Here is a 22,882-nt window from a genome sequence, read left to right on the forward strand (position 1 = left end):
CGCGGCCGGTGCGCGACAATGGGAGCCTGACCGTTGCGAAGCACCACGGATGCGAGGACGCTCATGGCCGAGGCACCGTTCGTCATCGTCGGCGGCGGTCTCGCCGCCGCGCACGCCGCCGAGACGCTGCGTGAAGAGGGCTACGACCGAGCCCTGGCGGTGATCACCGCCGAGCCGCACCGGCCCTACGAGCGCCCGCCGCTGTCGAAGGACTACCTGCGCGGCGAGGCCGAGCGGACGGCGCTGTTCCCGCTGGACGAGACCTGGTACGGCGACAACGACGTCGACCTGCGCACCGGCTCGGCCGTCGTCGGCCTCGACACCGCCTCGCACCGGCTCGGCCTCGCGGACGGCACCGCCGTGGACTACGCGAAGCTGCTCCTCGCCACCGGATCGGAGCCGCGCCCGCTGCGCCTGCCCGGAGCGGACCTGCAAGGCGTGCTGACGCTGCGCACCGTCGACGGCGCCGACCTGCTCGCCGCATCACTGCGGGCGGCCTCGCGCGAAGGCGGCGGCAAGGCGGCGATCGTCGGCGACGGCTGGATCGGCATGGAGGTCGCCGCCTCCGCCCGCAGCCTCGGCCTGGAGGTCACCGTCCTCGGCATCGGCGAGCGGCCGCTCAGCGTCCTCGGACCGCGCATGGGCGAGGTCTTCGCGGGCCTGCACGCCGATCGCGGCGTCCAGCTGCGCCGAAACGCCGAGGTCACCGGCTTCACCGGCTCGGGCGGGCGCGTCACCGGCGTCCGGACCGCCGAGGGCGACACCGTCGAGGCCGACCTCGTGCTCGTCGCCGTCGGAGCCGCGCCGAACCTCGGGCTGGCCGCGGCGGCCGGGCTCCGGCTCCGCGGCGCGGAGCTCGGCGGCGGGATCGCCGTCGACGGCGCCCTGCGCACGAGCGACCCCGACGTCTTCGCCGCGGGCGACGTCGCGAGCGTCCCCTCGCCGCACTACGACCGCCCGCTCCGGGTCGAGCACTGGGACACCGCGCTCCACACCGGACCGCACGCGGCCAGGGCGATGCTCGGCTCGGAGGAGCCGTACGACCGCCTGCCCTATTTCTTCACCGACCAGTACGAGCTCGGCATGGAGTACCTGGGCTTCGTCGCCGATCCCGCCGCGGAGCCCGTGGTGAGCGGCTCGATCGACCGGCTGGAGTTCGTCGCCTTCTGGACCGCCGAAGGGCGGGTCCAGGCCGCCATGGCCGTCAACACCTGGGACCGCATGGGAGAGGTCGAGGAGCTCATCCGCTCCCGCCGCCGGGTCCCCGAGGAAGAGCTCGAGGCGTTCCGAGGCTGAGCGGGCCGCCCCTCACTCGGTGTCGCGGACGACGACCACCGGGCAGCTCGCGTGGTTGATGCAGTACTGGCTCACCGAGCCGATGAGCGAGCCCACGACGCCGCCGTGCCCGCGGCTGCCGACGACCAGCAGGTCCGCGTCCTCGGCCTCCTCCAGCAGCACCCTCGCCGGGTGGCCGCCGACGACCCGGCGGTCCACCTCCACGTCCGGCGCGTCGGCGTCCGCGTCGGCAGCGGCGAGAACGGCGTCCAGCGACTCCCGGGCGGCCGCGGCGAGCTCCTCTCCGGGGACGAGCGTGATCACGGTGCCGTAGACGCCCGGAGTCTGCCACGCCTGCACGGCCGACACGCGCGCATTCGTCGCCGCCGCCTGCCGCAGCGCCCACCGCAGTGCCTTCGTCGACGACGGCGAGCCGTCCACGCCGACGACGATCCGGCCTCGATCCCGATCCGACATGTCCGTCCCCTCTCGTGCCTCTGAGCCCAAGTCTGCTCTCAGCCCCTGCGGTCCGCCACCGATTCACGGCCTTGTCGGGACGGGAAGGTGGAAGCGGACCCCGGTGAGCTTCTCGGACAGCTCCCACAGGCGCCGGGCCGTGTCGGGGTCTCCCGCCGCCTCGACCGGCCGGACCACGGTCGGGGCGCCCTTGTGCTCGCGCCTGCCGTCGGGGCCGATGTACTGCCCGCTCTCGGCGCGCGGATCGGTGGCGGCGTAGAGCTGTGGCAGCGCCCCGTCCGCCGCCGACTGCGTGATCAGCGGGACCACCAGCCGCGAGATGAAGCGGACCGGCGCGCTGAAGCTCTGGATGAGATTGGTGGCCGCCAGACCGGGATGGGCCACGAGGCTGCGGACCGGGCTGCCGGCCGCGCGGAGCCTCCGGTCGAGTTCGAGTGCGAACAGCATGTTGGCGAACTTCGACTGGCCGTAGTAGGCGGTCGGGGAGTAGCGCCGCTCGCCGGCAAGGTCGTCGAAGTGGATGCGCCCGTGGCCGTGCGCCAGGGAGCTGACGGTGACCACGCGCGGCTCGCGGCCCCGCTCGACGCGCTCGAGCAGGAGCCCGGTCAGCGCGAAGTGCCCGAGGTGGTTGGTGGCGAACTGGGACTCGTGGCCCTGCGGGCTCAGCGAGTGCGGCGGGGCCATGATCCCGGCGTTGTTGACCAGGACGTCGACGCGGCCGGTGAAATCGGCGGCGAAGGACTCGACCGTCTCGAGGTCGGCCAGGTCGAGACGGCGGACCTCCAGGTCCGCGCCGGGCCGCTCCTCGGTGATCGCGGCCGCGGCGGCGCGGCCTCTGGCCTCGTCGCGGACGGCCATGACCACGTGCGCGCCCTTGCGGGCGAGTGCCCGCGTGGTCTCCAGGCCGAGGCCGCTGGTGGCGCCGGTGACGATGAACGTGCGTCCGGCCTGGTCGGGTATGTCGGCGGTGGTCCATTTGCTGCTCATGGCGGCTCCTGTCGAGACGTATGATGAACCTGGCTTCACCATAATAGTGAATCATAATTCACCTTAGTGCAAGGCGTGGAGGCCTATGATGTGATCGAAAGGAGACCCGATGCCCGAAGCCAGGCCGATGCGCGCCGACGCCGCCCGCAACCGCGCCCGCATCCTGGAGGCCGCCAACCGGCAGATCATCGCCCGCGGCCCTGAGGTCCCCATGGAGGCCGTCGCCGAGGACGCGGGCGTGGCCGTCGGCACCCTCTACCGGCATTTCCCCACCAAGACCGAGCTGGTCCAGGCCGTGCTCGAGGCCCATCTGGAGGAGATGACCCGCGAAGCCGAGGCCGCCGCCGACCGCATCGACGCCGGCTCCCGCGCGCTCGACGAACTGATCACCTTCGCGCGCATGGTCATGGAGACCGGCGCGAGCAACAAGGCCGTCAAGGCCGCGGCGCGGGCCCTGGGCACCGACTACGAGAAGGCCGGCGACCGCCACCGCGGCGTCCGCGCCATGGAGCGCCTCATCGAGACCGGCAAGGCCGCCGGAGACCTGCGGTCCGACCTCACCATCGACGACTTCTACCTGTTCTTCGCCACCGTCCCGATCGACCAGCCCCAACGGGTGCGGGACCGCTGGTTCACCCTGATGATCGACGGCTTCCGCGCCGCGCCCCGCGGCGCCGAACGGGTCTGAACGCCCCGGGCGGTCACCGTCCGCCGGCGGCGTGGTGGCGGAAGCGGTCGGCGACCGCCGTCCGGACCCGCGCGAGTCCGCCTTCGCCCTCCTTGAGCTCCCACAGCCCCATCGTCAGGCGGTGCGCCTCGCGCGGCAGCCGCGAATGCCGGAACGTCCACTCGTACATGTCGAACAGGGGCCACCAGGTGTACCCGACGACGTCCACTCCGGACTCGCGCAGGCCCCGCACCGCCGCGACCGACTCGTCGAGCCAGTCGATGCGCGCCTTGACCGAATCGGTCACGCAGGTCTCGGTGACCATGACCGGGGCCCCGTACCGCTCCGCCGCCGTCCGCAGCAGCTCGGTCAGACCCGCGGTGCCGTCGTCCTGGAACGGGCGCGGATCGGGGAAGCCGCCCGAGTGGAAGACGCCGGCCTCGAACACCTCGGTCGAGTGGAGCGGGTAGTAGTTGACGCCGACCACGTCCGGCCGCACCGGCGCCTGTCGGAACCATGCCAGGTCCTCGTCGCCCCATCCGTGCCCGCGCAGGAACGGCGCGAGCGGGTGGGCCTCGTCGACGCGGCCGGTGACGAGGTCCTCCACGAGGAAGACCTGCTCCTTCAGCCGCGCGGCGAGCTCGCGGTGCTCGGGGGCGTCGATGTCGCCGACATAGCGCATGCCCGCGTCGACGTGCACGAAGACCGCCTGCTCGCCGAGCACGTCCCGCATGGCGCGCTGCGAGAGCACGAAGCCGCGCGCCAGCTGCGACACGATCGAGCTGAGGCCGTCCGGACCGGACAGGTACGGCGGCCAGTACGCGTACTCCCCGGCGAACTGGGCGTGGATCATCGGTTCGTTGACCGGCGTGTAATCGGTGATCCCGTACGGGGCGTAGCGTTCGGCGACGCGCGCCGAGTACTCGGCGACCAGCGCCGGGTAGTCGGGGTGCGCGAACTGGCGCTCCAGCCACAGCGGCGTGCCGTAGTGCATGAGGTCGACGATGGGGCGCAGGCCGAGCTCCGCGAAGCGGCCCATGACGCGGTCGAGCCAGTCCCAGTCCCAGCGGTCCGGTTCGGGCTGCACCCGGTACCAGGGCACGCCCCAGCGCACGAGCTCCGCGCCGGCGTCCTTCGCCAGCGCCAGGTCGGAGTGCCACCGTTCGTAGTGCTCGGTGAGCTCGTACTCGTCGATCGGCCGCTCGCCCGGCCCTCCTTGGGGCACGAAGGTGTCCTCGACGCCGACGGCGAAGTGCAGGAGACCGTCCTTGTGCCAATGGTGTGAACCGGTCATTTGAGTCCCGTCGTCGCGATGTTCTCGATGAATCGGCGCTGCACGAAGAGGAACGCGATGACGAGGGGGAGGATCGCGATGAGCGAGCCGGCCATCATCACCCCGTGCGGCACGATGCCGCCCGGGCCGGTCAGCAGCGTCAGCCCGGAGGTGATCGTGCCCATCTCCGAGTCGGTGGTGAACACCAGCGGCCACAGCAGGTCGTTCCAGTTGTTCACGAAGGTGAAGAGCCCGAGCGTCAGCAGCGCGGGCATGGCGTTCGGCAGCACGACGGACCGGAACACGCGGAACTCGGAGGCGCCGTCCATGCGGGCCGCGGCGTCGAGGTCGCGTGGGAGCGAGAGGAAGAACTGGCGCAGGAAGAAGATCCCGAACGCGTCGGCCGCGCGGGGCACGATGAGCGCCGCGTACGTGTTCACCCACCCCAGGTCGGAGACCAGCTGGTAGAGCGGGATCAACGTGGCCTGGAACGGGATCATCAGCGTCGCGATGATGGTGATGAGCAGGAACCGCCGGCCCGTGAAGTCGATGCGCGCCAGGGCGTAGGCCGCGAGCGAGTCGAAGACGAGCGCGCACGCGGTCACGCCGCCCGCGAAGACGAAGCTGTTGGCGATGAGCCTGAAGAACGGCAGCTCGGAGGTGATCTGCTGGAGGTTGTCCAGCGTCCACGTCCCGGGCAGCAGGCTCGGCGGGAAGGCGTTGACCTCCGCGACCGGTTTGAACGCCGTGAACACGATGATCGCGATGGGCAGGAGCACGACGGCGCTGACGACGACGAGCGCGAGCGTCGCGATCACCGTGCCCGGCGTGATGTCGCGGAGTCTCCTCCGCGATGTGGCGAGGGCGCTCATGACAGCTCCTTCTCCCTGCGGCCGAAGAACACGAATTGGACGAGGCTCAGCAGCAGCGTGGCGATGAGCAGCACATAGGACAAGGCGGAGGCGAAGCCGACGTCGAGCTTCCTGAAACCGGACTCGTAGATCTCCATCACCACCGTCTGCGTATTGCCGTAGGGGCCGCCGCCGGTCATCACGTAGATCTGGTCGAAGGCCTGGAGCGCGGCGATCATCGCGAAGACGAGCACGAAGGCCATCGTGTTCGACAGCAGCGGCAGCGTGATGTGCCGGAACCGCGACCACGCGCGGGCCCCGTCGACCCGCGCGGCCTCGTAGAGCGAGGACGGGATGTCCTGCAGCCCCGCCAGGAAGATCACGAAGTAGAACCCGAACAGCTTCCACACCGCGACGAACGCGACGGCCGGCATCGCCAGCGTCGGGTCCTCCAGCACGTTGCCCAGCTCGATCCCGGCGCCGCGGAGCCAGTAGTTCAGCAGGCCCACCTGCGGATCGATGAGGTAGCTCCACGCGAAGGCGGCCACGGCGAACGAGATGACGAACGGTATGAACAGCGCCGTGCGGAAGAACGAGCGGAACGGCATGTGCGGGCTGTTGAGGAGCAGCGCCAGCCCGAGCGCCGCGGCGACCGCGGTCGGCGTGAACAGCACGGTGTACAGGAGCGTGTTGCCGACCGCGTTCAGGATGTCGGGGTCGGTGAAGACCTCGATGTAGTTCTCCAGGCCGATCCACTCCTCCCGGCCGAACCCGCTGGCGTCGGTGAACGACAGGCGGAGGGCCGAGAGCATCGGCCATATGACGAACAGGCCGAGGATGATCAGCGCGGGGGCCAGGAACGCGGCGGCCTTGGCGTTTCGGAGCGGCCGGCCGCCCGCGGCGCGGCGCCGCCCGCCCAGCGGCGCCGGCGGGCGGTACCGGCGAGTCGGCGGATGGTGAAGACTCATTGCTTCCTCTCAACCTTCATGGAACGGGGACGCCCGGGCAGGGCGCCCCCGTCCGCTGTTCGGCGCTAGTCGTCGAGCGCGTCCTGGATCTCGGTCTGGGCCTCACCGAGCAGGGTGTCGACGTCCTCGCCGGCGATCGCCTTCTGCGTGAGCTCGTCGACGGCCGTGAGCACGTCGACGCTGTTGACGACGCCGGGCAGCAGCGGCCGCCCGAGGTCCGACATCTCGGTGAGCGACGCCACCACCGGGTTCTCCGCGACCGCCTCGGCGGGGATGTCGGTCCGCAGCGGCGGCCATCCGGAGCCGAGCGACCATTTCACGGAGTTCTCCTCGTTGAGGAAGAAGGCGAAGAACTCCTCGGCCGCGGCCAGTTCGGCGTCGCTGGAGTCGACGGTCGTCGCCATGGAGATGCCGATCGCCGAGGCCGCCTGCTCCGCGGGCCCGGCGGGGAGCGGCGCGATCGCGTAGTCGATGTCGTTCTCGGTGGCGATCGAGGCCATCCACGGCCCGCCGACGGTCATCGCGGCCTTGCCGCCGCTGAACAGCTCGTCGGAGCCGATGCCGTCGAGGCCCGTCGGCGAGATCCTGTCGCCGACGATCGCCGAGCGCCAGAATTCGAGCGTCTCGGCGTTCTCCTGCGAGTCGACCACGGCTTCGCCGTCCTCGACGATGCCGCCTCCGTTGCCGTAGAACAGCGAGGGCCACAGGCCGTTGGCGACGGTCGCGTGGTCGGGCAGGGCGATGCCGTACTGCTCGGGTGTGCCGTCGCCGTCTTCGTCGACGGTGAGCTGCTCGGCCGCCTGGACCCACTCGTCCCACGTCCGCGGGAACTCGCCGATGCCGGCCTCTTCGAAGAGCGCGGTGTTGTAGTAGACCGCCAATGGCACGAACCCGCTGGGCACGCCGTACTTCTCGCCATCGATCTCTTCCATGGCGACTGCGTTGGGGTTCAGATTCGCGGTGTTGCTGCTCTCGTCGGCGTAGAAGTCGTCCAATGGCGCGAACGCGCCCTTCGAGGCGTACACCGGCAGCCGCTCGGCGGGCATCGCGACGATGTTCGGCCCCTCGCCGGCGGACAGTGCCGTCAGCAGTGTGTCGTCGATACTGTCCCAGGTCTTCACCTCGGTGGAGATCGTGATGTCGTTCTGCGAGGCGTTGAAGTCGTCGACGATCTCCTCCAGCACGTCGCCGTCGGCTTCGGTGTATCCGTGCCAGAACGTGAGTTCGACGGGTCCGCCGTCGTCGCCGCCGCCTGAACAGCCGGCCCCGATGAGCGTGAGCGCCGCGGCTCCGGCGCCCAGCAGGGTTCGCATGCGTGTCATATCCGAGTTCTCCCTCAGTGCGAGACTGCGCTGTCTGCGCTTGATTCGACGTTGTCCCCGGTAATACCGTTCTACAACGTTGTAATTTCCAGTAAGCTACCCATGCGCGCGTCCGCTGTCAATGCCGCGTGGCGCGCCCCCTCGGATCTTCTCTGTTTCGTGACCTCTGGTCTCGACTATCGCCACGAGCTCGGTCTGCGATGAGCCGCATCACATTTTACAACGTTGTACAAGCGAGTTTACACCACCCGACCCCGACTCCACGGGAACGACCCGCTTGAGGCCCCGAATCCTCGGAGGCACTGGGCGCCCTCACCGCCGACGGAGCGGCCGCAGGGCAGTGGGGCGACACCGGCCACGCGCCGCGGCGGTGGACGATCGAGCCCGCCGGAGGCGCCGTCCCCCTGATCAACCTCAACAGCGGGAAGGCGCTTGAAATCGACGCCTGCTCGACCGCGGACGGGCCGTCGCCCGGCAATGGCCGTCCAACGGCCTCCCCTGCCGGCAGTGGCGGCCGGTGAAGGAGGGCATCCAGGAGACGGGGCCGGGAGGGGGGGAGCCCGCCCCGCTCGGTCGCCTCGCGGTCACGCGCGCGGCGCGGACTCCCGCTCGACGATGCCGAAGTCCGCCAGCTTCGTGCGCGGCGGAAGCGCCGATCCACCGCGGCCGATGCGCTCGAGCAGCGTCTCGACCGCCGTGCGCGCGATCCACTCGCGACCCGGATCGATGGTGGTCAAGGACGGGATCGAATAGGCGGCCTCGTCCAGGTCGTCGAAGCCGAGCACCGCCACGTCCTCGGGCACGCGGAGCCCGGCCTCCTGGAGCACGCGCATCGCGCCGAGCGCCAGCGTGTCGTTGAACCCGAAGACCGCGTCGAACTCCGCGCCCCGCTCGAGCAGCTCGTGCATCGCCCGCGCGCCGTCGGCGCGGTGCCACAGGGTCGCCCGGGCCACGAGCCGCTCGTCGTAGGCGATGCCGTGCGCCTCGAGCGCCTCGCGGTAGCCGCGGAGCCGCAGCCTGGCCGAGCCGATCACCTCGTCCTCGTTCTCACCGATGACCGCGATGCGGCGGCGTCCCGATTCGATGAGGTACTCCGTTCCCGCGCGGGCCGCGTCGAGGTTGCGCATGGTGACGTGGTCGCACGGCCAGTCGAAGGTCCGCTCGCCCAGCAGCACCAGCGGGAACGAGACGTCCAGCGCCGCGGCGTCCTCCTGCTTCATCCCTAGGGGGTCGAGGATGAGCCCGTCGGTCATCCGCAGCCGGGGGCTCTGGAGCAGCGCCAGTTCGCGTTCGCGGTCGCCGCCGGTCTGCTCGACGAGCGTGACCAGCTCGGACCGCTCGGCGGCGGCGATGACGAAGCCGGCGAGCTCGGCGAAGTAGCTCAGGTTCAGCTCGGGCACGGCGAGGGCGATCGCGCCGGTGCGGCCCGAGCGCAGGCTGCGCGCGCTGAGGTTCGGCTTGTACCCGAGCTCGGCGATCGCGCGCTCGACTTTCTCGCGGGTGGCCGGGCGGATGTGCGGATAGCCGTTGACGACGTTCGAGACCGTTTTGAACGACACGCCCGCAAGGTTCGCGACATCGTGCAGGGTCGCCGCCATGACACCTCCTGGATTCCTCACGATCGTACAACGGTGGCGAGCGCCTCGGCCCCGTCGAACGGCGGCGGCGAACCGGCCCGGGACCGAAGCGCCACCGGGCGTCACAGGGCGGCCAGGTAGCCCTCCAGGGCCGCGGCGTAGGCGGCCGGGTCCTCGTTCCAGGAGGCGGTGTGGCCCGAGGCGGTGGTGACGACCGTGGCCCGCTCGGGCGGGAGGAGCTCGGCGAAGTCCAGTGTCGCGGTGTGGTCGACCGTCTCGTCGGCGGTGTCGACGAACAGGAGCACGGGCATGTCGAACTCGTCGGCGAAGTTCCGCTGGTCCAGCCCGTCGAGGTCGATGTCGGCGCGGAGCTCGACGATCCGCTTGGCGGCCCAGGTGATCGGGGCGATGACGTCGCGGGCGTCGGCCTGCATGTCGAGCGTCGAGTTCCAGTCCATGACCGGCGAGTCGAGGACCAGTCCTCTGATCGCGTCGGTGTCGGCGAGCTCGCGGGCGGCGGTGGAGACGATCGCGCCGCCCATGGACCAGCCGTGCAGGACGACGTCGTCCGCGCCGTTCTCGAGCGCGTACCGGACGGCGTCGACGATGTCCTCGCTCTCGTACTCGCCGAGGCTGTGGAGCCCGCCGTTCGGCGCCTCGGGCGCGCCCTCGTCGTTGCGGTGGGTGACGGCGAGGACGGGGTAGCCGAGCCGGTTGTAGACCTCGACGCCGCGGAGCGTCTCGGCCGGGGAGGCGTTGCGGCCGTGGACGGTGATGACCCAGGTGCCCTCCTCGCCGGGGAGGTGCCAGGCGGGCATGTCGCCGAGCCCGGTGGGGATGTCGACGGTCTCGTACTCGAGCCCGAGCGCGGTGGCGGGGTCGCCGCGGTAGGCCCAGGTGTCGACGCGGACGGCGGCGCCCGCGGCGAGCTCGCCGAACAGCACCTCCTCGATCGAGCGGGTGACGGTCTCCTCATCGGTGGCGACGACGTCGCCGATCACGGCCTGTCCGTCCTCCCAGGACAGGCCCCAGGTGCCGGGCTTCTCGGTGTCGTCCTCGCGGGGGAGCGTCACGGTCTCCGCGTCGACGGCCTCGACGGTGAGCGGGTATTCGCTGGGCCCGTGGTCGACGTTGATGACCTCGCCGGAGAAGTACCAGCCGGCGCCGCCGAGCGCGCCGAGCGCCAGCACGAGGACCACGCCGACGGCGATGAGGGACCGGCGCAGCCACCGGCGGCGCTTCTTCGGGGGTGTCGGGGCGTCGGTTTCAACCGTTGTCGTCACAGTGGGTCCTCGGGGGTCGCAGGGGGATGTTCGCTCGATCCTAGTGCGGCGGTGCGGGGAGCCCTCCCAGGACGAGGGCCGCGCCCGGCCGGGGCCGATACGGGGCGCCTGAGCGGAGGGGCCGCCTCGGCGCGAAGCTCCCGGCCGCCGCGCGGGCGAGAGGGGGCGCGCTCCCACCGGTACGCTGCCGAAATTCTCTCGCGCCGCATCTATTCAACCATTTATCTATGGGTTAGATTTAATGTCGTCTTAACCCCCGGCGTCGGCTCCCGCCGACGCGCGACCGCAGAGAGGCGGAAGACATGGTGGACAGAATTCGGTGGCGCGCGGGCGCCGGGACGGCCCTGACGGCGGTGCTCAGCATGGCCGCGCTGACGGCGTGCGGCTCCGGCGACTCGGGCGACGACGGCACCCTCACGATGGTGGTATGGGGCGGCGACGTCGACAAGCAGACCTACCAGGAGCGCGTCGACCTGCTCGAGGCCGAGAACCCCGACATCAAGATCGACCTCCAGCTCATCCCCTCGGACCAGTACGAGCAGAAGGTCCAGACGATGATCGCCGGCGGCGACGGCCCGGACATCATGCAGGTGGCCGAGAACGTCAACTCCTACTCGTCCAAGAACCAGCTCGTGCCCCTCGACGAGTACGTCGAATCCTCCGGCCTCGACCTCGAGCAGCGCTTCGGCCCCGTCGGCGACCTCTACTCCTATGAGGACCAGACCTACGCGATCCCCGACCGCTCCGGAGCGATGATCGTCTACTACAACAAGGACCTGTTCGACGCCGCGGGCGTCGAGTACCCCACGGCCGAATGGACCCAGGAGGACGCGCAGGCCGCCATGGAGCGGCTCACCATCCCCGGCGAGCAGTGGGGCTACGGCGGCGCGGGCTGGTGGGCGCAGTGGTGGAGCTTCGCCTACCAGAACGGCGGGCAGATCGTCGACGACTCCGGCCGTCCGACCGTCAACTCGCCCGAGGTCGTCGAGGCGCTCCAGTGGGCCAACGACCTGACCCACGTGCACCACGTCGTCCCGACCGCCGCCGAATACGCGGACATGGGCCCCGACATGGGCGGCGATCCCGCCTTCGCTGCGGGCAAGGTCGCGATGAACACCACCGGCTTCTGGGCGATCGGCGGCCTGATCGAGTCCGACGTCAACTGGGGCATCGCCCCGATGTGGGGCGGCGAGCAGCAGGCCGTGTCCGCCTTCGGCTCCGGCCTCGCCGTCACGCGCGACGCCGAGAACCCCGAGCAGGCCTTCGAGGCGATCGACTTCCTGACCGACGCCCCGGCGCAGGAGATCATCATCGACAACGCCCAGGACGTGCCGGCCAACCTCGAAGTCCAGCAGTCCGACGCCTTCCTCCAGCCCGAATGGGCCCCCGAGGGCCTCAACATGGGCGCGTTCGGCGAGTCGTCCGAGTTCATCTTCCGGGCCCCGTTCATCCCCGAGTGGAACGAGATGCAGGCGACCTTCGACGACAACCTCGGCGAGTTCTGGAACGAGGGCGGCGACGCCCAGGCCGAACTCGACGAGATCCAGACGCAGCTCGAGTCGATCATCCAGTAGGCCGATCCGATGTCGAACGTCGTCGACGAAGCCCCCGGCGCGGCGCGCGAGCCGCGCCGCGCCGGGAGGCGCCGCACCAGACTGAGCAGACGCGGCAGGAAGGAGGCCTTCTACTTCTGGCTCTTCATCTCGCCGTGGCTGATCGGATTCGTCGGGTTCCTGCTCGGCCCCATGGTCGCCTCCGTCTACATCTCGCTGACCGAATGGGACTCCTTCACCCCGCCCCAGTGGGTCGGGCTGGACAACTACACCCGAGCGCTCACCGAGGACCCCGTCTTCTGGAAGTCGCTGTGGAACACCTTCTACTACGCGCTGATCTCCGTCCCGCTCGGGCTGATCGTCGGCGTGTGGCTGGCGAACCTGCTCAACAAGCGGGTCCGCGGGCGCAAACTGTTCCGCACGCTCATCTACCTGCCCACGCTCGTCCCGCTCGTCGCGACGGCGATGGTCTTCAAGATGGTCCTCGCGCCGTCGGGCCCGCTCAACGACCTGCTCGGGCTGTTCGGCCTCGACGGGCCCGAATGGCTCCTCTCCGCCACGTGGATCAAGCCCGCGCTGATCGTCCTGTCCGTGTGGGGCGCCGGGGCCGCGACGGTGCTCCTGCTGTCGGCCATGAACGGCATCCCGCGCGAGCTCTACGAGGCCGCCGAGATCGACGGCGCCGGCGCCTGGCGCCAGTTCTGGTCGGTCACCTTTCCCCAGATCACGCCGATCATCTTCTTCAACCTGATCATGGGGCTCATCGGGGCGTTCCAGATCTTCTCGCAGGTCTACATCCTCGCCCCGAACAACAACGTCGGCGGCCCGGACAACGCCAGCCAGATGATGGTGACGCTGCTGTTCCAGGAGGCGTTCTCCTTCTACCACTTCGGTTACGCCTCGGCGATCGCGTGGCTGCTGTTCATCGTCATCCTGGTGTTCACCGTGATCGCCTTCCGCACGGCCCGCAAGTGGGTCTTCTACGAGACGGAGGTGCGCTGATGGCCATCGCCCCGCAGGCGGCCGCGCCCGGCCCGGCGGCCGAGGCGGACCGCAAGGGCCGCCGCGACGACGGCGACGCCGCCAAGCGGACGCTCTCGGCCTTCAAGGCCTCGCCCGCCACCTACGCGGTGCTCATCGTCGTCTCGGCACTGCTGTTCGTGCCGTTCGTGCTCATGGTCTCGATCTCCCTGGCGAGCGACCAGACCAGCGCGGAGAACGCGTTCACGATCATCCCCGGCGAGTTCGAGTGGTCGAACTTCGCCGACGTCTTCACCGCGACCGGCCTGCCGGTGGGGCGCTTCGTCCTCAACTCGGTCCTCATCGCGACGCTGTCCGCGGTGGGCCAGGTGCTGTCGTCCTCGCTCGTCGGCTACGCCTTCGCGCGGCTGCGGGCCCCCGGCAAGGGCGTCATGTTCATGATCGTGCTCGCCACGATGATGATCCCCGCCCAGATCACGATGATCCCGCAGTTCCTGCTGTTCAAGGAGCTCGGATGGGTGAACACCTACCTGCCGCTCATCGTGCCGAACTTCTTCTCCAACGCGTTCAACGTGTTCCTGGTGCGCCAGTTCGTCTCCCGGCTCCCCAGCGAGCTCGACGAGGCGGCGCAGGTGGACGGGCTCGGCTACTTCGGCGTCTACCGCCGCATCATCCTGCCGATGATGTGGCCGATCCTGACGGCGATCGCGATCTTCACGCTCACGTTCGCCTGGGGCGACTTCATGGGCCCGCTCATCTACCTCAACTCCGAGGAGTCCATGCCGCTCGCGCTCGGGCTCCAGTACATGACGTCCACGAGCAACGCCATGCAGCTCCCGCCGTGGAACCTCGTCATGGTCGGCTCGATCATCCTGACCCTGCCGATGATCGCGATCTACTACCTGGGTCAGAAATACCTGTACGAGATGAACCTCCAAGGCGGAAGCGCTGGTGTCAAGTGACTGATCTGTCCACTACGGCTGTTCGACGCGGCTCGGTCGAGCTCGGGCCCTCGGGGTTCGCGCTCGACGGACGCGAGGAGGCGCTCCTGTGCGCGTCGCTGTTCTACTTCCGGCTCCCGCGCGAGGTCTGGGAGGCGCGGCTCGCGCAGGTCCGCGCCACCGGCTACCACGCGATCGACGTCTACCTGCCGTGGAACTTCCACGAGACCGCGCCGGGCGTGTGGGACTTCGAAGGGCGGCGCGACGTCGGCGCGTTCCTCGACCTCGCGCACGAGGCCGGCCTGGCGGTGATCGCCAGGCCGGGGCCGTACATCTGCTCCGAATGGGACGGCGGAGCGCTGCCCGCGTGGCTCGGGCTCGAGGAGGGGCTGCGGCTGCGGCAGGCGGAGCCGCGCTTCCTCGCGCACGTGCGCGGCTGGTTCGACCGGGCCATGCCGATCATCGCCGAACGCCAGCGGGGCCGCGGCGGCGGTGTCATCGCCGTCCAGCTCGAGAACGAGCTCGACTTCTTCGACACCGCCGACCGCGCCGCCTACATCACCGCGCTGCGCGACATGGCGCTCGATCACGGCGTCGAGGTGCCGCTCGTCGCCTGCGCCGGCCAGGGCGACCTCGTCGGCGCGAGCGGCGGCGTCGACGGCGTGACGCCCGCGTTCAACTTCTACCCCGACGACCGCTCCCCGTTCGTCGAGGCCGAGGTCCGCCGGTACGCGGCGCTGGCGGCCGCGCGCGGCGAGCCGCTGCTGGTGACCGAGACCAACCGGCGCCACACGACGCTGCGCCGCCTGCTGGTCAGCGGGGCGACGGTGCTCGCCCCCTACCTCCAGGCCTCGGGCTTCGACTTCGGATACACGCCGTCGGTCGGCAACTGGGGCGACCCCGGCGGCTTCATGACCCACGACTACGACTTCAACGGCTATCTGTCCCCTGTGGGCGAGGCGCGCCCCGAGGCGGCCGAGGCCCGCGTCCTGACGGCGTTCACCCGCACCCTCGGACCGGCCCTCGCGAAGGGCACGGCGCGGGCCGCGGGCGAGGTCGCGCACGTGACCGTCCCGAGCAGCGCCTCCCCCTCCCAGCTGGTCCTCGACGGCGGCGGCACCGTCACCGGCGTCCCGAACCTGGGCTCAGAGCCCGGCGAGGCGACGATCGGCGCCGCGGACGGCCTGCCCGACGTGGTCGTCGAACTGCCGCCCTTCTCGTGCCCGCTCATCGTCCGCGACCTGCCGCTCGAGCGCTTCGGCCTGCCGGGCACGCTGCGCCTCGCCTCGGCCGACCTCGTGGGCGCGGGCCCGGGCGGGCTCGAACTGGCCTCCCGCGCGCGCAGCACCGTCGCGCTCGAAGGCGGCGACGGCGTCAGGCTCGCCGAGCTCCCGGCGCCCGCCCCCGGCGCGCCCGCGCGGTCGACGGTGCGATCCGGCGACGACGCATGGGACGTCGTCGTCCGCCATCCCGAGGACGTGCCGGCGCCGCCCGGCGCGCCCGCGGGCGCCGTCGCCACGGCCGAGGAGGAGCCGACGGTTCTCACCGGCGCGGTCCGCCTCGACCTCGAGACCCGTTCGGGCCGCACCGAAGCGCACGAGTTCCCGCCCGCGTCCGAGGCCGTCGGCGTCCACCGCGGACGCACCCACTACGCCGCGTCGCTCGACGGCGTCGGGGAACTCCTGATCGAAGGGGCCGGCGACATCGTCGACCTCGCGCTCGACGGGCGCGCCCTGCCGAGCCTCGCGCCCTTCGGGGCGACCGTCCGCGTCCCGGTCGGCGCTGCGACCGGGATCGAGGCCACTGTGGAGACGTGGGGGCACGCCAACTTCGACGACGCGCGCCTGCCCGGCCTCGCGATCGGCTCGCTGCGCGGCCTCGGCCGCGTGTGGTCGGTGACCGCGAGCGAGGACGTCGGCGCGCTCTGGACGGTCGACGGCGGGGAGCAGTGGGCCGGGGAACCGGCACCGACGCGCCCGCTCGGCGGCTGGAGCAGCACCAGGATCGGCCGCCCGGTGACGTACCGGCGCGCGCTGCCGGTGGACGGCTCCAGCCACCATGCGCTGCACCTGAAAGGACTCGCGGCGCCGTGCGACGTCGAGGTCGACGGCCGGGCCCGCGCCGTCGGCCCCGACGAGCCGTGGCTGCACCTGGCCCCCGGCGAAGGCGGGGAACTGGCGGTCACGCTGCCCCACTGGCCCGGCTCGGTCGGCGGGGCGGAGCTGCTCCGCCTTGCGCCCGTGCGAGAATGGCAGGTCGAGCCGCAGTCCGACGACGCCCTCCTCGAGCTCGCCGGACGCGACCACACCGGACAAGACGGCGCCATACGGGACAGCGCCGTACGAGACGGCGGCCGGGAGACCGGACTGCCGCTCGAACTCGAACCGGGCGAGGAGGCCTGGTTCGAGCTCGCGGTGCCGCCAGGAGGCCGCTCCCTCAGGTTCGAGGGCGCGCAGCTGCGCGTCAGCGCCTTCGCCGCGGGAGAACTGCTGGGACGCGTCTGGTTGGACGACGCGGTCCGCCCGCGGTTCACCGGCGGCGACCCCGGTCGGCTGTGGATCCCGGCCGCGTGGAACGCGGGAAGGGTCCGGCTGCTGGTCCGCGGGACCGCCGGCGGCGACCGCCCGCGCCTCGCGCGCGTGACCGCGGCCGCCACACCGGAATGAGCACGTAGCGAACCAGGAGCCCACATGGCCGTCACCAGGCGTACCTCTCGCGACATCCGCAGCGAGTCCAGGCTCGACGTCATGCACGCGCTGCTGTCGGCCGGAGCGGCGAGCCGGGGCGAGCTGGCGCGCGCGACGGGCCTGAGCACCGCGACCGTCGCGACCGTCGTCAGCGACCTGCTCTCCGGCGGCATCGTCACCGAGGCCGGGCTCACGAACGGGCGCGTCGGGCGGCCGACGACCACCCTGCGCCTCAACGGCGACCGCGGCCGCATCGTCGGCATCGACGTCGCCGAGACGTACATCCGCGCGGTCGTGTTCGACGCGGCGCTCGACGAGCTCGCCTCCGCCGAAGTCGCCGTGGACGAGCACCACGGCGAGGCCGACTACGTCGTCGCCCGCCTCGCCCGCGCCCTCGAGGACGCGCTCGAGCGCGCGGGCGCGGCGCGCGACGACGTCCTGGGCGTCGGCGTCTCGCTCCCCGGCGGGACGCAGCGCCCGGCGGAGGTGTCCGTGGTCGTGCCGAACGCTGCCTGGCGCCACCTCGACCGGCTGCGCGAGCGGATCGGCCTGCCGGTGGTCGTCGACAACCCGCTCAAGGCGATCGCGACGGCCGAGCTGTGGTCCGGCGAGGGGCGGCGGCACTCCAGCATGATCACGCTCAACCTCGGCACCGGCGTGGGCGCGGGCATCGTCCTCGAAGGGGCGATCCTGCGCGGCGCGAGGAACTTCGCCGGCGAATGGGGCCACAGCCTCCTCGCGCTCGACGGGCGCCGGTGCCGGTGCGGGCGGGCCGGCTGTGTCGAGGCGTACGTCGGCGCCGCGGGCATCCAGCGCACCCTCGCCGGGATCGCGCCCGAGCACCCGCTCGCGTCCGAACCCATGCAGCGCGAGTTCATCGGGGCCCTGGCCTCCGCGCTCGCGCGGCCCTCGCCCGACCCCGCCGTGACCGAGACGCTCGAACGCACCGCGCGGTACCTGGGGGCCGCGATCGCCGACCTCGTCGCGATCGTCGACCCCGAGATGATCACGCTCACCGGGTGGACGGTGTGGGCGCTGGGCGACCACCTCGTGCCCGCCGTGCGGCGCCGGGTGGTCGAGGAGGCGCCCGGCGATGCGGCGGCCGAGCTCGCGATCGAGGTCTCAACGGTCCGAGGCAACCCGGTCGCCACCGGCATCGCCACCATCGCGCTCGAACGGTTCCTCGGCGACATGGGACTGTTGACTTCGCGGGTGCCGACGGCGCTGTAGGACGCCGGGCGCGCCGCTCTGCGGCGGGCCGCGCCCCGGCGTCCGTCATCGTCGTCGGCACCCGCGAAGTCAGCGCGAATACCGCTAGTTCCAGTCGCAGTCGCGCCGTGCGCGAAGATCGCGGTCTCTCAGCATCGTTCACCCTCCTTCGTCATCGTCGTCGGCTCACCGCGCGGTGAGCGCGAATGTCACTGGTTCCAGTCGCGTCATTGCCAACTGCAGTCGCGCTGCGCGCGAAGATCACGGTCTCTCGACATCGTTCATCCCTCCTCTCGTCCTTCGAGCTCATCGGCGGACACAGGTGTTCGTGGACGCCCGGTGGCCCTGTGCCCCCGGCCGGTCGGGTCGTGACCGGCCGGGCACAAGGCGGCTCGCCCGTCTACCACTCGTTCGGGCACCGCATGTCACGGTCGCGTCCCATGGCTGTCTCCTCTCTGCACCCGTTCCACTGGTTCATGGAGCCGCTCCAGAGCCTTGAGGCTCCGGCGACTCGCTCCCCGCCCGTTCCTCGGCCGGAGCCGGGGCCCGGTCGGGACGGTTCGATTCAGTCCCGTTGAGGCGGAACGCGAATGCGATGGCGATCGCCCCCAGTGAGCCCGCCACGCCGCATGCCGCGATCGCTGTCGACGGCCGCACCACTTCGGCCAGCCCGCCCGCCAGGGCCATCCCCAGGCCCTGGGCGGTCTGCAGTCCGGCGGCGGCGAAGCCGATGGCCCGGGCGCGCAGGTGATCGGGCACCGACTGCGTGAACATCACCTGGGAGAGCACCATGTAGCTCGACAGCAGACCCGACAGCGACCACAGCACGACCGTCACCGCCAGGCTCGGCCCGGTCACGGTGGCGAGCAGCGGCAGGCCGGTCGCCACCGCCAGCGGCACGTTCAACCGTCCGCGCAACGTCGGTCCGAGCCGCGCCACGAGGACCGCGCCGATCACGGTGCCGACCACGTCGGCGGCCATCAGCGTCCCCACGGCGGCCTGGTCGGCCCCGATCTGCTCGGCGTACGGCGCCGCGAGCGCTTCGGGGACGACGAAGCAGCCGTACAGCCAGATCAGCGAGGCCAGACCCATGAGCCGCCGATCGGCGGCCACCAGCGAGATCCCCGCCAGAGCGAACCGGCCCGCGCGCGGGCCGGCCTCGCCGGTGGGACTCCGTTCGGGCCGGTGCGGGCCGATGCCCCAGTGCAGCAGCGCGGCCGACAGCACGAACGTGCCCGCGTTGATCGCCAGCGCCAGATGCGGGCTGCCCGAGGCGCCCACGACCACGCCGCCGAGGGTGAACCCGAGGATCTGCGCGATCCCGTCGGTGGAGCTCATGATGCTCACGCCGACCGGGTAGCGCTCGTCGGGAAGCACCCTGGGGAGGGTGGAGGTGCGGGCGGCCGAGAACAGCGGCTGCGGACAGGTCACCGCGATCACCAGGGCCGCCACCACCGGCAGCGGGAGCGCGGGGATCGCCATCACCGCGAGCAGGACCGCGCGCAGCAGGTCGACGACGACCATGACGGCGCGCCGCGAGTACCGGTCGGCCAGACCGGCCAGCAGCGGGGCGGTCACCAGCGGCGGCAGGAACGTCATCGCGTACACCAGCGCGGAGAGCGCGGGGGAGGAGGTCCGGTCGAACACCAGCAGCGCCAGCGCCACGCGCGCGAACTGGTCGCCGATCCGAGACTGCAGCTGAGCGATCCACAGGATCCGGAACTCGCCCACGGCGAACACGTCGCGGAACCTCGCCGTCCGCTCGGCCATGCGTCTCCCCTCGCTCTGCGCGGCGCCTCCTCGGGCGGCCGCGAGACCCATGGAAACCCGACGCGGCCTCAGATCGGCCTCACCGGCGCGTCGCCTACGCGATCCGACGTAGCGGGTTTACGCCCGATCGCCGATGACACAGGGGAAACGAGGATTCAGAATCGTGGACATGGCCGCAATCCCCGACCCGCGAGAGCCCGCATCGGACGATCACACCGAAGACCTCACCGTCGGACTGCTGGGGCCGTTGGCGGTCGACCGCGCCGGGGAGGCGATCGCGGTGACGACCGGCCGCCTGCGCACGCTCCTGGCCGTCCTCGCCACCGCTCCGAACCGGACCGTCCCCTATGGGCGGCTGGCCACCGCGATCTGGGACGACGACGCGCCCGGCCATCTGCGGCGCACCCTCCAGACCTACGCCGGTCGGCTGCGCGGCCTCCTCGGACGCGACCGGATCGACAGCGCTCCGGCCGGACTCCGTCTGCGCGTGCCCGAGCGGTGCGTCGACCTCGTCCGCTTCGAACACCTGCTGCGGGACGCCGCAGGGGCGGCGGACGCCCGAGACGAGCGCCCGAAGCTGGTCACCGCGCTGAAGCTGTGGCGCGGCGAGGCCTTCGAGGACGTCGACAGCCTGTGGCTGCGCCGCACCGCCGCGCCCCGCCTGGAGGAGATGCGCCTGGAAGCGCTCGAACGCCGCATCGACCTCGACCTCGCCGCCGGAGGCCACGTTCCCGTGGCCGCCGAACTGGCCGAACTGGTCGCCCGGCACCCGCTGCGCGAACCGCTGTGGGCGCGGTTCCTGGTCGCCCTCGACCGCGGCGGACGCCGCGCGGAGGCCCTCGACCGCTTCGAGACCGTCCGCACCCGCCTCGCCGACGAGCTCGGCGCCGACCCCGGGCCCGAACTCCGCCGCCTCCACGGCGAACTGCTCGGCGGCGAAGCCCTCACCTGGGGTCGCGACACGCCCGCACCGGCGATCACCGTCGTCGCGCCCCGGCAGCTGCCGGCGCGGCCCGCCGTCTTCGTGGCCCGCGAGGAGCCGCTGCGGCGGCTCGACCGCCGCCTCGACCGCGGCTCGACGGAGACCGGCGTCCATGTGATCACCGGGACCGCCGGCGTCGGCAAGACCGCCCTCGCGCTCCACTGGGCCCACCGCGCCGCCCACCGGTTCCCCGACGGTCAGCTCTACATCGACCTCGACGGGTTCAGCCCGCACGGCGCGCCGGCCGATCCCGCCGACGCCCTCGGCGCCTTCCTGCACGCGCTCGGCGTCGGGACGCGCGAACTGCCCGACGGGCTCAAAGCCCGCTCCGCCCTCTACCGCACCCTCGCCGCCGATCGGCGCCTCCTGATCGTCCTCGACAACGCCCGCGACAGCGCCCAGGTCCGCCCGCTCCTGCCGGGCTCCGGAGGCAGCCTCACCGTCGTCACCAGCAGAGACCGCCTCACCGGACTGGTCGCCGCCTACGGCGCCGAACCGATCCGCCTGCCGCCGCTCACAGCGGCCGAATCGCACCGGCTCCTCGCCGCCCGGCTCGGCCGCGAACCCGGTGAGCGCGAACCGGACGCCGCCGCCGTCGTCACCGCCTGCGCCGGGCTGCCGCTCGCGCTGGTCGTCGCCTCGGCGCAGGCCGACCCCGAAGCGGAGCGGCCACTGGCGGCGCTGGCGGCCCGGCTGCGCGACGGCGGCCGACTCGACGCCCTCGCCACCGGTGAGGCCGGCACCGAAGTGCGGGCGGTGCTCACCTCGTCCTACCGCTCGCTCGAACGCGACGCCGCCCGCCTGCTCCGGCTGCTCGCCCTGGCCCCCGGCCGGACCGTGAGCACCGCCGCGGCCGCGAGTCTGCTCGGACTCCCGGCGCGGGCCACCGGCGGGCTGCTCGCGGAGCTCGGCCGCGCCAGCATGGTCACCGAGGAGCGGCCCGGACGGTATGCCGTCCACGATCTGCTGCGCGACTTCGCCGCCGAGCTCACCGAAGCGTTCGACCCCGCGCAGCGCCGCGAAGCGGCCCGGCGCCGCGTGTTCCTGCACTACCTCCATACCGCGCACCGCGCCGCTCGGCTGCTCGAACCGCAGATGCAGCCGCTGGAACTGCCGCGAGCCGACCGGCCGGTCGTCGTGACCGAACCGCGAGACGAGGCCGAGGCCCTCGCCTGGTTCGACGCGGAGGCCGCCGCGCTCGTCGCCCTGGTCGGGCAGTGCCGCGACGGCGGCGGGCACGAGCGGTGCTGCCAGCTCGCCTCGGTCCTGACCGGCTACTTCGACCGGCAGGGGCACTGGCACGTCTGGGCGAAGCTCCAGGAGCTGGCGCTCGAATCGGCCGTGCGCCTCGGCCGGAAGGACTGGCAGGCGCAGGCGCACCGCTCGATCGCCAGGGCGTTGACGCGCCTGGAGCGCTACGACGAGGCCCGCGTCCGCCACCACCGGGCGCTCGACATGTTCGAGGAGCTGGGAGACCTGCACGGCCAGGCGACGGTCCTGAAGAACCTGGGATACGTCGAGCACCTGCTGGGGCGCCACCGCCTCGCGGCCGAATACAACCTGGGGGCCTTCGAGCGCTACCGGCGGCTCGGGAACACCAACGGAGAGGCCGACGCCCTCAACAACATCGGCTGGTGCCTCGCCCAGCTCGGCGAGTACGAGAGGGCGGTCCACCACTGCCTCCAGGCCCTGCGCCGGTATCGGACCGCCGACAACCGGGCCGGCGCCGCCAATGTCTGGGACAGCCTCGGGTTCGTCATCAGCGCCCGAGGCCACCACGCCAGCGCCGCCTACTGCTTCCGGCGAGCGCTCGCCTTCCGCGAGCAGGCGGACAGCGGTCTCTACCCGATCGCAGGCACGCTCAGGCACCTCGCCGACAACCACCGCGCCGCGGGCGAACCGGAGCCCGCCCGGGCGGCCTACTCGCGGGCGCTGGCCGTGCTCGAACGGCTCGGGCACTCCGACGCGGCCAAGGTCCGCGCCGCTCTCGCCGCCCTCGACCGGGCAGACCGCGGCGGCGAGTGACCCGGCGGCGCGCCGAACACCCCGGCGCGTCAAGACCGCGTCAAGATTCCCGGC

The 22,882-nt window shown here is 71.8% G+C and carries 18 protein-coding genes; 9 read left to right on the forward strand and 9 right to left on the reverse strand.

The annotated features are described in order from the left end of the window. The first annotated feature begins 63 nt into the window (after positions 1-63). Positions 64-1,296, forward strand: coding sequence for an NAD(P)/FAD-dependent oxidoreductase (locus YWW_RS0107605; RefSeq protein ID WP_026929660.1), 1,233 nt, complete (start codon positions 64-66; stop codon positions 1,294-1,296). 12 nt (positions 1,297-1,308) lie between these two features. On the opposite strand, the gene YWW_RS0107610 is transcribed toward YWW_RS0107605, so the two are convergent. Both YWW_RS0107610 and YWW_RS0107615 read right to left on the reverse strand, forming a co-directional pair. Further along, on the reverse strand, positions 1,309-1,752 hold the full coding sequence (locus tag YWW_RS0107610) for a universal stress protein (protein WP_026929661.1): 444 nt from the start codon (positions 1,750-1,752) through the stop codon (positions 1,309-1,311). Between the two features lie 63 nt (positions 1,753-1,815). Beyond that, a complete protein-coding gene (locus YWW_RS0107615; RefSeq protein WP_026929662.1) occupies positions 1,816-2,739 on the reverse strand; it encodes an oxidoreductase in 924 nt (307 codons plus the stop codon). Positions 2,740-2,848: 109 nt separating this feature from the next. Between YWW_RS0107615 and YWW_RS0107620 the strand changes: the two genes are divergently transcribed. Next, positions 2,849-3,427 carry a TetR/AcrR family transcriptional regulator gene (locus YWW_RS0107620; protein WP_026929663.1) on the forward strand — a complete coding sequence of 193 codons (579 nt, stop codon included), beginning with the start codon at positions 2,849-2,851 and terminating at the stop codon, positions 3,425-3,427. A 13-nt stretch (positions 3,428-3,440) separates the two neighbouring features. On the opposite strand, the gene YWW_RS0107625 is transcribed toward YWW_RS0107620, so the two are convergent. From YWW_RS0107625 to YWW_RS0107640, 4 genes are all read right to left on the reverse strand, one after another. Next, entirely contained in the window at positions 3,441-4,700 is a 1,260-nt protein-coding gene (locus YWW_RS0107625; RefSeq protein ID WP_026929664.1) for a family 1 glycosylhydrolase, read from the reverse strand. Further along, positions 4,697-5,551: a carbohydrate ABC transporter permease gene (locus tag YWW_RS0107630; RefSeq protein WP_035696430.1), complete on the reverse strand. Its 855-nt coding sequence runs from the start codon at positions 5,549-5,551 to the stop codon at positions 4,697-4,699. The genes YWW_RS0107625 and YWW_RS0107630 overlap by 4 nt, the downstream gene beginning before the upstream one ends. Beyond that, positions 5,548-6,498, reverse strand: a complete 951-nt coding sequence (locus tag YWW_RS0107635) for a carbohydrate ABC transporter permease (RefSeq protein ID WP_026929666.1) — start codon at positions 6,496-6,498, stop codon at positions 5,548-5,550. Before YWW_RS0107635 ends, YWW_RS0107630 begins: the two co-directional genes overlap by 4 nt. A 65-nt stretch (positions 6,499-6,563) precedes the next feature. Beyond that, the gene (locus tag YWW_RS0107640) at positions 6,564-7,820 is read right to left on the reverse strand and encodes an ABC transporter substrate-binding protein (protein ID WP_026929667.1); all 1,257 of its coding nucleotides are present in this window, start codon (positions 7,818-7,820) and stop codon (positions 6,564-6,566) included. Between the two features lie 302 nt (positions 7,821-8,122). On the opposite strand from YWW_RS0107640, the gene YWW_RS38215 reads away from it, so the two are divergent. Then, the gene (locus tag YWW_RS38215) at positions 8,123-8,341 is read left to right on the forward strand and encodes an RICIN domain-containing protein (RefSeq protein ID WP_081687299.1); all 219 of its coding nucleotides are present in this window, start codon (positions 8,123-8,125) and stop codon (positions 8,339-8,341) included. Positions 8,342-8,404: 63 nt separating this feature from the next. Here YWW_RS38215 and YWW_RS0107645 read toward each other — a convergent pair whose 3' ends face one another. Both YWW_RS0107645 and YWW_RS0107650 read right to left on the reverse strand, forming a co-directional pair. Then, entirely contained in the window at positions 8,405-9,418 is a 1,014-nt protein-coding gene (locus YWW_RS0107645) for a LacI family DNA-binding transcriptional regulator (protein ID WP_026929668.1), read from the reverse strand. Between the two features lie 101 nt (positions 9,419-9,519). Next, positions 9,520-10,680: an alpha/beta hydrolase family protein gene (locus YWW_RS0107650; RefSeq protein WP_051325500.1), complete on the reverse strand. Its 1,161-nt coding sequence runs from the start codon at positions 10,678-10,680 to the stop codon at positions 9,520-9,522. Positions 10,681-10,982: 302 nt separating this feature from the next. Between YWW_RS0107650 and YWW_RS0107655 the strand changes: the two genes are divergently transcribed. From YWW_RS0107655 to YWW_RS0107675, 5 genes are read left to right on the forward strand one after another with little or no spacing between them, the layout of a single operon-like run. After that, complete coding sequence (locus tag YWW_RS0107655; protein WP_211228475.1) at positions 10,983-12,254, forward strand: ABC transporter substrate-binding protein; 1,272 nt, start codon at positions 10,983-10,985, stop codon at positions 12,252-12,254. A 9-nt stretch (positions 12,255-12,263) separates the two neighbouring features. Beyond that, positions 12,264-13,235, forward strand: coding sequence for a carbohydrate ABC transporter permease (locus YWW_RS0107660; protein WP_081687267.1), 972 nt, complete (start codon positions 12,264-12,266; stop codon positions 13,233-13,235). Continuing rightward, a complete protein-coding gene (locus YWW_RS0107665; protein ID WP_026929672.1) occupies positions 13,235-14,176 on the forward strand; it encodes a carbohydrate ABC transporter permease in 942 nt (313 codons plus the stop codon). Before YWW_RS0107660 ends, YWW_RS0107665 begins: the two co-directional genes overlap by 1 nt. Beyond that, positions 14,173-16,821, forward strand: a complete 2,649-nt coding sequence (locus tag YWW_RS0107670; RefSeq protein WP_211228476.1) for a beta-galactosidase — start codon at positions 14,173-14,175, stop codon at positions 16,819-16,821. The genes YWW_RS0107665 and YWW_RS0107670 overlap by 4 nt, the downstream gene beginning before the upstream one ends. A 24-nt stretch (positions 16,822-16,845) precedes the next feature. Continuing rightward, a complete protein-coding gene (locus YWW_RS0107675) occupies positions 16,846-18,072 on the forward strand; it encodes an ROK family transcriptional regulator (RefSeq protein ID WP_026929674.1) in 1,227 nt (408 codons plus the stop codon). A gap of 453 nt (positions 18,073-18,525) precedes the next feature. Here the strand turns inward: YWW_RS0107675 and YWW_RS28925 are convergent, their stop codons facing one another. Then, a complete protein-coding gene (locus tag YWW_RS28925) occupies positions 18,526-19,821 on the reverse strand; it encodes an MFS transporter (protein ID WP_051325501.1) in 1,296 nt (431 codons plus the stop codon). Between the two features lie 169 nt (positions 19,822-19,990). Between YWW_RS28925 and YWW_RS28930 the strand changes: the two genes are divergently transcribed. Then, the gene (locus YWW_RS28930) at positions 19,991-22,828 is read left to right on the forward strand and encodes an AfsR/SARP family transcriptional regulator (RefSeq protein ID WP_051325502.1); all 2,838 of its coding nucleotides are present in this window, start codon (positions 19,991-19,993) and stop codon (positions 22,826-22,828) included. The last annotated feature ends 54 nt before the right edge of the window (positions 22,829-22,882 follow it).

It is taken from the genome of Glycomyces tenuis DSM 44171 (assembly GCF_000427885.1).
GTDB lineage: Bacteria > Actinomycetota > Actinomycetes > Mycobacteriales > Micromonosporaceae > Glycomyces > Glycomyces tenuis.